Annotated in this window: 10 protein-coding genes; 8 read left to right on the top strand and 2 right to left on the bottom strand. The window is 65.9% G+C overall.

The annotated features are described in order from the left end of the window. Positions 1–24: 24 nt before the first annotated feature. The 4 genes from NO363_RS08685 (at position 25) to NO363_RS08670 (ending at position 6013) form a co-directional block, all read left to right on the top strand. Positions 25–3153 carry an FAD-binding and (Fe-S)-binding domain-containing protein gene (locus NO363_RS08685; protein ID WP_256684443.1) on the top strand — a complete coding sequence of 1043 codons (3129 nt, stop codon included), beginning with the start codon at positions 25–27 and terminating at the stop codon, positions 3151–3153. A 152-nt stretch (positions 3154–3305) separates the two neighbouring features. Continuing rightward, complete coding sequence (locus tag NO363_RS08680) at positions 3306–5051, top strand: Nramp family divalent metal transporter (RefSeq protein ID WP_256684441.1); 1746 nt, start codon at positions 3306–3308, stop codon at positions 5049–5051. A gap of 39 nt (positions 5052–5090) precedes the next feature. Continuing rightward, positions 5091–5504, top strand: a complete 414-nt coding sequence (locus NO363_RS08675) for a hypothetical protein (RefSeq protein ID WP_256684439.1) — start codon at positions 5091–5093, stop codon at positions 5502–5504. After that, positions 5501–6013 carry a hypothetical protein gene (locus NO363_RS08670; protein WP_256684438.1) on the top strand — a complete coding sequence of 171 codons (513 nt, stop codon included), beginning with the start codon at positions 5501–5503 and terminating at the stop codon, positions 6011–6013. Before NO363_RS08675 ends, NO363_RS08670 begins: the two co-directional genes overlap by 4 nt. Here the strand turns inward: NO363_RS08670 and NO363_RS08665 are convergent. Continuing rightward, positions 6010–6660, bottom strand: coding sequence for a CFI-box-CTERM domain-containing protein (locus tag NO363_RS08665; RefSeq protein ID WP_256684437.1), 651 nt, complete (start codon positions 6658–6660; stop codon positions 6010–6012). The two genes, NO363_RS08670 and NO363_RS08665, sit on opposite strands and share 4 nt — an antisense overlap. Positions 6661–6758: 98 nt before the next feature. After that, positions 6759–6953 (bottom strand): hypothetical protein, encoded by a 195-nt coding sequence (locus NO363_RS08660; RefSeq protein ID WP_256684436.1) that lies wholly within the window; start codon positions 6951–6953, stop codon positions 6759–6761. 111 nt (positions 6954–7064) lie between these two features. On the opposite strand from NO363_RS08660, the gene NO363_RS08655 reads away from it, so the two are divergent. The 4 genes from NO363_RS08655 to NO363_RS08640 all read left to right on the top strand — a co-directional run bounded on the left by NO363_RS08655 (position 7065) and on the right by NO363_RS08640 (position 11097). Beyond that, the gene (locus NO363_RS08655; protein WP_256684435.1) at positions 7065–7766 is read left to right on the top strand and encodes an SDR family oxidoreductase; all 702 of its coding nucleotides are present in this window, start codon (positions 7065–7067) and stop codon (positions 7764–7766) included. A gap of 65 nt (positions 7767–7831) precedes the next feature. Beyond that, positions 7832–9190, top strand: coding sequence for a sodium-dependent transporter (locus NO363_RS08650; RefSeq protein ID WP_256684434.1), 1359 nt, complete (start codon positions 7832–7834; stop codon positions 9188–9190). Positions 9191–9262: 72 nt separating this feature from the next. Further along, complete coding sequence (locus NO363_RS08645) at positions 9263–10822, top strand: acyl-CoA carboxylase subunit beta (protein WP_256684433.1); 1560 nt, start codon at positions 9263–9265, stop codon at positions 10820–10822. Further along, entirely contained in the window at positions 10822–11097 is a 276-nt protein-coding gene (locus NO363_RS08640; RefSeq protein WP_256684432.1) for a DUF8022 family protein, read from the top strand. The genes NO363_RS08645 and NO363_RS08640 overlap by 1 nt, the downstream gene beginning before the upstream one ends. Positions 11098–11143: the final 46 nt, after the last annotated feature.

The raw sequence follows: 11143 nt of genomic DNA, 5'->3' as shown, positions 1-11143 counted from the left end.
TCCGGGGACGAACCATGCGCCATCGTGACGACCGACTTCGCGCAGCGATCGGCCGACGACCCAGCGGACGACGCGAACTACGACTATCGCGGCGGCGCGGTCGACCGTCCGGCGCTCGTCGACGAGCTCGAAGCGCGCGTCGAGGGTGACGTTCGCTTCGACGAGTATTCACGCAACCTCTACGCGACCGACGCGAGCGCCTACGAGATACCACCCATCGGCGTCGTCTTCCCGGAATCGACCGCCGACGTCGCCGCCGTCGTCGCCTACTGTGCCGACCAGGGAATCCCGGTGCTCCCACGCGGCGGCGGAACGAGCCTCGCCGGACAGGCCGTCAACGAGGCGGTTGTGCTCGATTTCACCCGCAACATGGACGAGCTGCTCGATATGGATCTCGAATCCAGAACGGCCACCGCTCAACCGGGGATCTATCTCGCCGATATCGACGAAGCGCTCGCACCTCACGATCTCAAGTTCGCGCCCGACCCGGCCTGGGGCGACAAGAGCGCGCTCGGGGGAGCGATCGGCAACAACAGCACCGGTGCGCACTCGCTGAAATACGGCAAGACCGACGCCTACATCGAGTCCTGTGAGGTCGTGCTCGCCGACGGCACCATGACGGAGTTCGGCGAACTCACGATCGAAGAACTCCGCGAGCGCGCCGACCCCGAGGGCGATCTCGAAGCGCGCATCCACGCCGAAGTCGCCCGCATCGTCGACGAAGAGAGCGACAGGATCGAGGAAGCTTACCCCGGCCTGAAGCGCAACGTCTCGGGCTACGATCTCGACATGCTGGTCTCGGATGCGGCGGACGGCACGGTGAACCTCGCACGCCTGCTCGCCGGCAGCGAGGGAACCCTCGCGATCGTCACGGAGGCGACCGTCGCGCTCGAACCCGTCCCCGAGACGAAGGCCATCGGCCTGCTGACCTACGACTCGCTCGGCGACGCGATGGAGGACGTCGAACCGATCCTCGAACACGAACCCGCGGCCGTCGAGGTGATGGACTCTGTCCTCCTGGATCTCGCACGCGATACCAGCGAGTTCGCCGACGTCGTAGGTATGCTTCCGGAGGGAACCGATTCCGTACTACTGGTGGAGTTCTATGCCGAGTCCGATAGGGATGGAAAACAGCAGGTCGCGGATCTCGTCGCCGACCGTGTGGGAAGCGAATCGGACGCCGAGCCGAGCGATGGCGCGCACGAACTGACGGAGAAACGACGGTACGCGAACGCGGCGATGGAGGCCCACGACGCCGACACGCGCGCACAGTTCTGGAAGATGCGAAAATCCGGGCTACCGATCCTGCTCTCGCGCACCACAGACGCGAAGCACATCTCGTTCATCGAGGACTGTGCCGTTCCAGCGGAACATCTCCCTGAGTACGTCGCCGATTTCCAGGAAATCCTCGACGAACAGGGCACGTTCGCGAGCTTCTACGCACACGCCGGTCCCGGCGTGCTCCACGTTCGGCCGCTGATCGACACGAAGACCGTCGAGGGACGCGAGCGGATGGACGCCATCGCCGAGGCCGTGACCGATCTGGTGGTCGAATACGGGGGCTCGGTCTCGGGCGAACACGGCGACGGCCACGCGCGCACGAAATGGAACCGGAAGCTCTACGGCGAGGATCTCTGGGCGGCCTTTCGTGATCTCAAGTCGACGTTCGATCCCGACTGGCTCCTCAACCCGGGGCAGGTCTGTGGGCTGCCCGACGATGCCGGCGACAGCGATGCACCCAGCCCGACCGCGGATCTCCGCTTCGATTCGGAGTACGAATTCGACGCGGGCTTCGAGACCGAACTCCGCTGGGAGAACGAGAACGGCTTCCGGGGGATGACCGAGCTCTGTCACGGCTGTGGCGGCTGTCGCGGCCATCAGTCCACCACCGGCGGAACGATGTGTCCGACCTACCGCGCCGCCGAGGAGGAGATCCTCTCGACACGCGGGCGGGCGAACCTGCTGCGCGACGCGATGAGCGGCGACCTTGATGCTGGGGATGACGCAGTCGACGTCGAGTTCATGAACGAGGTGATGGATCTCTGTATCGGCTGCAAGGGCTGTGCGAACGACTGCCCGAGCGAGGTCGACATGGCGAAGATGAAGGCCGAAGTCACCAACGAGTACCACGAGCGCCACGGCGCGAGCCTGCGCGACCACCTGTTCGCGAATATCGACTCGCTCTCGGCGTTCGCCAGCCAATTCGCACCGCTGTCGAACTGGGGAACCGAACTGCCGGGCGCGCGCACCGTGCTGGAGAAGGCGGTCGGTATCGCCACGGACCGAACGCTGCCGACCTTTCACGCCGAAAGTTTCGAAGAGTGGTTCGAGGCGCGCGGCGGCGCGCAGGTGTCGGCCGCCGACGCCGACAGGAAGGTCCTGCTCTTTCCCGATACGTACACGAACTACAACCATCCGGAGGCTGGCAAGGCCGCGGTGCAAGTGCTCGAAGCCGCCGATGTCCACGTCGAACTTCCCCTCGGCGTCACCGATAGCGGTCGGCCAGCCTACTCGAAGGGGTTCGTCGGGCAGGCCCGGGATGCCGCCGAACAGAACGTCGCCGCCCTCTCGCCGCTCGTTCGCCGGGGCTGGGACGTCGTCGTGGTCGAACCCTCCGACGCCGTCATGTTCCAGTACGACTATCCGGATCTGATCCCCGCCGCCGATCGGAGCGTGCCGACGGGCACCGTCGCCGCCGGCGAGGGTGGGAAGCAACCGGCCGCCGATGGGGGCGAAAGCGATGTCGAAACCGTCGCCGACAACACCTACGGCGTCTGTGAGTATCTCGATCGGTTCCGACTTGACGAGGCGATCGGGTTCGGCGAGCGGGACGAATCGCTCACCTACCACGGCCACTGCCATCAGAAAGCCACGAAGAAGGACCACCACGCCGTGGGCGTTCTCCGGCGCGCGGGCTACGCGGTCGACGCGCTCGATTCGGGCTGCTGTGGCATGGCCGGCTCGTTTGGCTACGAATCGGAGCATCTCTCGATGAGCCGTGCCATCGCCGACGTGCTCTACGAGCAGGTCGACGAGAGCGACGGCGATCGGGTCGTCGCACCCGGCGCGTCCTGTCGGAGCCAGCTCGGTGAACACGAGGGGAGGGAGCCGCCACATCCGGTCGAGCTGGTCGCCGACGCGATCGCGGACTGAGCGCGCCGTCGATCGCGAACGGTATAGTACGCATATCAAAATCTACATTTTCCGGAACGTTTTTGATGTGACAGGATCCATGTTGACTAGTACCATGCGGCAAATACTGCCACCCCGGTGCGCGAAGCGACCGTCCATCGGTGGAGGAACGAATGACTGACGACGAGGGCGAACCTGTGGGGGAACCCGAAACCGACGGCGGCGTTTCCGGCTCGGACGTCTACGCCTCGGAAGCGGAGGGCAGGGAGTATCGTGATTCGGTCTATACGCCCGTTGACGACGATTCGTTGGAGGAGGCTCCGGCGACCAGCGAGTATCCGAAGTCGGACGGCGGTGGCGGGTTCCGCATCGCCGACCTCCCGAAGGTACCGAAGGTCTCGCACATCGTCGGACCGAGCGCCATCATGCTCGGCGCGTCGCTCGGTTCGGGCGAGACGATGTTCTGGCCGACGATCGTCGCCGAGGGGAGCTGGGGGCTCTACTGGGCGTTCTGGGTCGGCGTCATCACCCAGTTCTTCATCAACACCGAACTCCAGCGATGGGCGATCGCCACCGGCGAGAGTATCTTTCAGGGGTTCAACCGGTTGAACCGCATCTGGCCGCTCTTTTTCCTCGTCTTCGGCTTCTTCCAGATCGGCTGGCCGGGCTGGGCCGCGACCGGCTCCGAGGTGTTCGCGGCCTGGACCGGGATCGTCCCGCGGGCGGACTGGTATCTCATCGGCGTCGTCTCGATGGTGGTCATCTGGCTCTCCTATCAGGCCGGCCCGCTGGTCTACAACGTCATCGAGCGCGCACAGATCGCGCTGATGCTTCTCGCGGTGTTCATCGGCATCGTCCTCATGTTCACGCTCAACACGTTCGGCGAGTTCGCCAACCTCCCGGCCGGCGCGGTCAACTTCGGCGCGCTGCCGTCGGACGCGGACTTCGACATCGCCACCTTCCTCGGCGGGCTCGCCTACGCCGGCGCTGGTGGCTATACAAATCTCTCACAGGGCGTGTGGGCACGCGAGAAAGGCTACGGGATGGGTGCCTATCAGGGGCGGATCAAGAACCCGCTCCGTGGCTCCGGCGAGACGGAGAGCCAGGACGGCAGCTACACCTTCGAGCCGACCGACACCAACATGAAGCGCTGGCGGGCGTGGTGGAAGGTCACCCAGCGCGAACACTTCCTCACCTTCGTCGTCGGCGTGATCGTCGTCGCGACGATCGTCATGTCGATCGCCGCCCAGTACGCCGGCGGCGGCGAGTTCGGCGGCAGCGGCGTGGCGATGTGGCTCGACACCATCATCCCCGGGCTCGGCGGCGGCATCAGCGCGTGGCTGCTCTACGCACTGCTGTTCATCGCGCTGTTCAGCACGCAGTACGCCCAGATCGAGGTGTTCGTCCGCAACAGCGCCGACATCGTCTACCAGAAGATCGGTCGCAGCCGTGGCTGGAACATGAGCTACATCTTCCTCGGACTGCTCACGGTGTTCACGCTCTGGGGAATGGCGATCATCGGCTTCCAGGTCGCCCAGCCCTGGATCATCCTCGTCATCGGCGCGGCCGCCGCCGGCGTGATGATGTGGCCGTACAACGCGCTCACGATCATCCTCAACACGACACGAATGCCCGAACACACCCAACCCGGCTGGGCCAGGATCCTCGCCATGTGGTGGGCGACGGCCTTCTTCGGCTTCTTCAGCATCCTGCTCATCGGCGAGACACTCGTCACGCGCTTCGGCCTCGACGCCTTCGGCACGACCGTCACCGTCATGGGGAGCGCCCCCGGTGGCTACGTGCTCTGGCTGTTCGCGCTCGCCGTCCAGATCTACACGATGTATCGCTCCGCACGCGCGAAGATCGACGCCAGCGGCACCGTCGAGGACGCCGACGAGGCGTCGGGCTTTCTCGCCTGAGTGCCCCGACGTTTTTCCCGCTGGTCGCGTAGAGCACGCATGGCCGACACCGAAACGAGCGAACTCGACGCCCTGTTCGGCGTGCTCGTCGCCTACCGACTGCTGATCTACTTCGGTGGCTTGCTCGTCATCGGCTCGCCGCTGCTGTTCGGAGCGTTCGGCATCGAACTCGCCGGGACCGTGCGGGTCGTCCTCGTCGTCGTGACGCTCGCGGTGATGATCCTCACCTACGTCGGCGAGCGCCGCATCGGCTTCGAGGGTGCGCAGGCCACGGCCGCCGGCGAGACGTACTCGCTACGGATGCGCCTCGCGCTCGCGCTCGCCGTCGCTGGCATCGCGATCGGCGTCTACGTCGCTCTGGAAGTGAACACGGTCGCGGGGCTGCTGTTCATCGCCGGGGCGTACTGCTTCGGCTATCTCGGCTACCGCGGCGGGCTCGGGGAGGAGGCGTGAGCGACGAACTCGATCCGGCGGCCTTCGAGGAACTCCCGAGCACCGACATCGCGGTCCACACGCACGTCCACTACGGGATGGCCGGCTCGTTCCCGCTGCGCCTCGCCGATCTCTTCTTCGCCGACGACGGGCTACACATCGCCGAGTACGCCTACATCACGCCGCTGTTCGGGCTCGGGACGAGAAAGCACCGCCGCGAGTCGCGGGGCATGCAGGCGATCTACGACCATCACGGTCTCGACGAGGTGCTCCTCCAGGCTGATTCGGTCACGTGGCTCGCATACGACGCCATCGAACGCGTCCGTCTCCACGACGGCGGCCGACTCGGCCGCCCGAAACTCACTGTCTCGACCGACGAGGATTCGTACGCCTACCGTATCCACGACGAGGACTCCGAAGCACTCGCCACCGAGATCGAAAGGTGCGCCGACCGCCACGGCTTTCGCGTCGAGACCGTTTCCGGGGTGGGTTTCTCCCCGATCGAGAACGTCAGACGATTCCTTCCCTAACGGCGCTCGCGCAGTCGGATGGCGAAGTGGCCAATCGCGGCGACGGCGACCCCGACGACGTACAGCGCGACCAGCGCTCCGGTGAGGGTAGCCCGCCTGACGGGGGAAGCACGCGTCCGTCGGCGGGCGAGCGCGCCACACTTCCGGACCAGCCAGGCCACCAGTCGCGTCGTCCGTGCGTCGGGATGGCGCGCGAGCGTGGCCGCGATCGGCGGGCTCATCACATCGTAGGTCGCGACGAGCGCCCGCCCGGGGATTGATCGCGCGAGCGCGTCGTCGCGGAACCCGCGCAGCGCGTCGAGCGCCGGCCCCTCGCCGGCGGTCGCCGTCGTGATGAAACACATCGAGTGGTGCTGGGTCACTGCGACGCGACTGAGATCGTCCTTGGCGTAGCGCGTCGTCGTCCCGTCGGGAAACGACGATTCCGGCGAGACGAGAAACGCCGCCGCGGACTGTTTGAGATAGACGTCGCCGTGATCGTGGTACTCGTCGCTTCGGGTGCGGACGCTGACGTGTTTCTTCCGACCGTCGCCCACCGCGGTCGGTCCTGTTTCGGCAGTCGAACCATCGGCGGTTGTGGATTCGTCGCTGGGCGACGTGTCGTCAGCCGAACTGTCGGCGGCTTGCTCCGCGTCACCGTCGCTCATGTGTCGGGTTCATCGTCGATCCGCAAATCGTTTCGGGCACACCGGCTCCCGATCGTTCAGTCGGCGATCCACTATGTCGGTGCCGGTAGCAATCGCAGTCAGGGACGGCGCGGCGGCGCGAACAGCCGCTCCTCGATCGGCCGACCGCCCCAGCGAGCGAGATAGCCGTAGGCGAGCAACGCGAGCGCGATCCCGGCCGCGAGCGGATAGACACCGGCGATGGCGAGTTTTCCCGTCAGCAACACTGCTGCGCCGAGGATGAGATACACGAGCATCTCAGGTGGAGACAACATTGTCGCCGTTCGGACACTGAGCCGTAAAACGACGCCGTCTTCGATCGTGTGCCGTGCTCGTTTGGGTATTAGTGGCTAGCTTTATTCCGTTCGGCGACCATTCGTCGAGGCATGTCGACCGAATTCGATTTCGACGGAGAGGTAGTGCTCGTCACCGGCGCGAGCGGCGCGCTCGGCAGCGGGATCTGCGCGGCGTTCGAGGGCGCGGGCGCGACCGTCCACGCGACCGATCTCGTCACGCCCGACGATGACGACTCGCTGCTCGACGCCGACTGCGAGTTCCACGAGGCCGATCTCACCGACGAAGGCGACGTCGAACGCGTCGTGAACGACGTCGTCGACGCGGAGGGACGGCTCGACGCGCTCTGTAACATCGCCGGCACCTGGCAGGGTGGCCAACCGATCGACGAGACCGATACTGACGAGTTCGAGACGCTGTTCGACGTCAACCTCAAGACCATGTTCCTCGCGTCGAAACACGCCATCCCACAGCTCCGCGAGACCGACGGCGCGATCGTCTCCGTATCGGCGAAGTCGTCGCTGGAGGGTGGCGAGGGCGACGGCCCGTATCGTGCGGCGAAGGCCGGCGTGCGCCTGCTGACGGAGACGATCGCCGAAGAGAACCGTGGCGAGCTACGCGCGAACGCGATCATGCCGAAGACGATCGATACGCCCGCCAACCGCGAGATGCTCTCGGGCGATCCCGACGACTGGCCAACACCTGAGGAGATCGCCCCGGTCGTCTGCGCACTCTGTAGCGACGCCACAGGCGTCACGAGCGGCGCGGCCGTGCCCGTCTATGGCGAGGCTTGATTAGAGAGCCGGTCACACGCGAGCGTTTCACGAAGGTTTTTAACCGGGGCGAAACCCCCTCAGCTATGGCAGAACGTGAAACATGGGCCACGAGGGTGGGATTCATCCTCGCGGCCATCGGTAGTGCTGTCGGACTGGGCAACATCTGGCGCTTCCCGTTCCAGACCGCGTCGAACGGCGGCGCGGCGTTTCTGGTGGTCTATCTGTTGGCCGTGTTGCTCATCGGGATCCCCGTACTCCTCGCGGAGTTCGTCATCGGCCGGCGGGCCAACACCAGCGCCATCGGTGCGTTCCGGAAACTCAGCCATCCTGGCTGGTGGTTCGTCGGTGCCATCGGCGTCGTCGCGGCCTTTTGGACGCTCTCGTACTACAGCGTGATCGGCGGCTGGGTGCTCCGGTATATCGGCGGGAGCATCACGGGCGGTGCGCTCGCCGCGCCGGAGTCGTACTTCGGCGCGATCTCGGTCGGGCTCCCCTCGGTGGGAACGCACGCTATCTTCATGCTGATCACCATCGGGATCGTCGCGCTCGGCATCGAGGACGGCATCGAGCTCGCGACGAAGGTGATGGTGCCGGCCGTCGTCGTCATGCTCGTCGGCCTCGCGGCCTTCGCGGCGACGCTGCCCGGCGCGAGCGAGGGGTACGCCTTCTTCCTCAACCCGAACCTCGACACCATCATCGCCAACGCCGGCTCCGTCCTGCCCGCGGCGTTCGGCCAGGCCTTTTTCTCGCTGTCGGTCGGTTTCAGCGTGATGATAACCTACGCCTCCTATCTCGGTGAGGACGACAGCCTGCCGGTCGACGGTGTCACCATCGGCATCTCGAACACCGTCATCGGTGTTCTCGCCGGACTGGTCGTCCTCCCGCTGCTGTTCGCTCAGGGTGTTTCGCCCGACACGAGCGGTCCCGGCGCGGTGTTCGTCGCCATCCCGACGGCGCTCGCGGAGCTGCCCGGCGGCGACATCGTCGGACAGGCGGTCGGCATCGTCTTCTTCGGCGTCATCCTGATCGCGGCGCTGTCGTCGGCGATCAGCCTGCTCGAAGCCGTCGTCGCCTATCTCGTCGACAACTACGGCTTCTCGCGACTGCCGACGGCGGCGGGGATCGGCGCGGCGATCTTCCTCCTCGGGATTCCTTCGGCGTGGGAGACCGCGTGGCTCGACTGGTTCGACGGCATCGGCGTCACCCTCCTGCTGCCGACCGCCGTGCTGTTCGTCGTGCTGTTCGTCGGCTGGGTTCTCGGCCAGGACGCGATCGACGAACTCACCGACGGATCGGGCATCGGCTCGCTCGCGCCGATCTGGCTGTGGGGCATTCGGACGGTGATCCTCGCAGTGGTCGTCATCGTCGTCGCGATCAATCTCTGGGACCTGCTCGCCACGCCCGACACGGGCTACTACATCGTTCCGGGTCCCTTACGGTAATCATCGTTCATCGGAAGACCCTTTTTCGCTGCCCGACCACGCCTGGTATGCACGGCCTCGGGGGGACGACCCATGACTGACGATACCGACGCCGACCCCATCGCCGACCTCCGCGAGCGCAAGCGCGCGGCCGAGCTCGGCGGCGGCGAGGAGCGCATCGAATCCCAACACGAGAAGGGGAAGCTGACCGCCCGCGAGCGCATCGACTACTTCCTCGACGAGGACACGTTCCACGAGTTCGACCAGCTCCGCACCCACCGGAGCACGAATTTCGACATGGACGAGCGGGAAGTGCCGGGCGACGGCGTCGTCACGGGCTACGGCGAGGTCGACGGCCGGACGGTGTTCGTCTTCGCTCACGACTTCACCGTGTTCGGCGGCTCGCTGGGCGAGGTGTTCGCCCAGAAGGTCTGTAAGGTGATGGACGAGGCGATGGAGGTGGGCGCACCCATCATCGGACTCAACGACTCCGCTGGTGCGCGTATTCAGGAAGGCATCGACTCGTTGGCGGGTTACGCCGAGGTCTTCCACCGGAATCAGCAGGCCTCGGGCGTCGTCCCGCAGATATCGGCGATCATGGGTCCCTGCGCGGGTGGCGCGGTCTACTCGCCGGCGATCACCGATTTCATCTTCATGGTCGAGGAGACCAGCCACATGATGATCACCGGGCCGTCGGTCATCGAGACCGTCACCGGCGAGGAGGTCTCCTTCGAGGAGCTCGGCGGGGCGGCGGCCCACACCTCCGACAGCGGCGTCGCCCACTTCGCCGAGAGCGACGAGAAGGAGGCACTCGACGACATCAGGCGGCTGCTCTCCTATCTCCCGCAGAACAACGTCGAGGACCCGCCACGCGTCGAGCCGTGGGACGATCCCGAACGTGAGGACGAGGAGCTGCTTGATCTCGTTCCGGACTCGCCGCGCAAACCCTACGACATGACCGACGTCATCGAGCGCATCGTCGACGAGGGCTCGTTCTTCTCGGTCGCCGAGTCCTACGCCCGCAATCTCGTGACTGCCTTTGCGCGCCTCGACGGCCGATCGGTCGGTGTGGTCGCCAACCAGCCCCGATTCAACGCCGGCACGCTCGATATCGACGCCTCGCTCAAGGGCTCGCGGTTCGTCCGTTTCTGTGACGCGTTCAACATCCCGATCCTCACCTTCGTCGACGTACCCGGATTCATGCCCGGCAAGGAACAGGAATCGGGCGGGATCATCAAACACGGTGCGAAACTCCTCTACGCCTTCTCCGAGGCGACGGTGCCGCTGCTGACGACGATCACGCGGAAGGCCTACGGCGGCGCGTACGACGTGATGGCTTCGAAACACATCGAGGCGGACGTGAACTACGCGTGGCCGACCGCCGAGATCGCCGTCATGGGGCCGAAAGGCGCGGTCAACGTCCTCTACGACGACGAGCTCGCCGCGGCCGACGACACCGACGCTCGCCGCGACGAGCTGATCGACGAGTATCGCGACACCTTCGCCAACCCCTACACGGCCGCCGAGCGCGGCTTCGTCGACGACGTGATCGAACCACAGGAAACGCGCCCGACGCTGATCGAGGACCTCGAAATGCTGTCGAGCAAGCGCAAACAGACGCCGGAGCGCAAACACGGCAACATCCCGCTGTGATGGCGTCGAACCCGTCCAGAGCCGACGAGATCGCGGCAGCGCTTCCCGACGACGCCGCTGCCGACGAGGCCGCTGCCATCGCCGCCGCGATGAGCGCCCATCTCGCCGACCGCGAGCGTGCGGCGCTCGCCGACGAGGACGAGACGCCGTCGTGGACGGGCGAGCGCTGGCGGTTCGCCGGTCGGCTCCGTGCGCTCGGCGGGCGTTCCGTCCGAGTGACGCTCGATACGCCGACCGATCCCTGGAGCGCGGCCGGTCGGGCCGACAGACTGTAAGCTCGCCGACCGCTGTGAGTTCATGCGGATAGATTTATCACGGAAG

The organism is Halococcus qingdaonensis, assembly GCF_024508235.1.
GTDB classification, from domain to species: Archaea; Halobacteriota; Halobacteria; order Halobacteriales; family Halococcaceae; genus Halococcus; species Halococcus qingdaonensis.
Note: the sequence above shows the minus strand (reverse complement) of the source record. Positions and strands in the feature narration are given on the sequence as shown.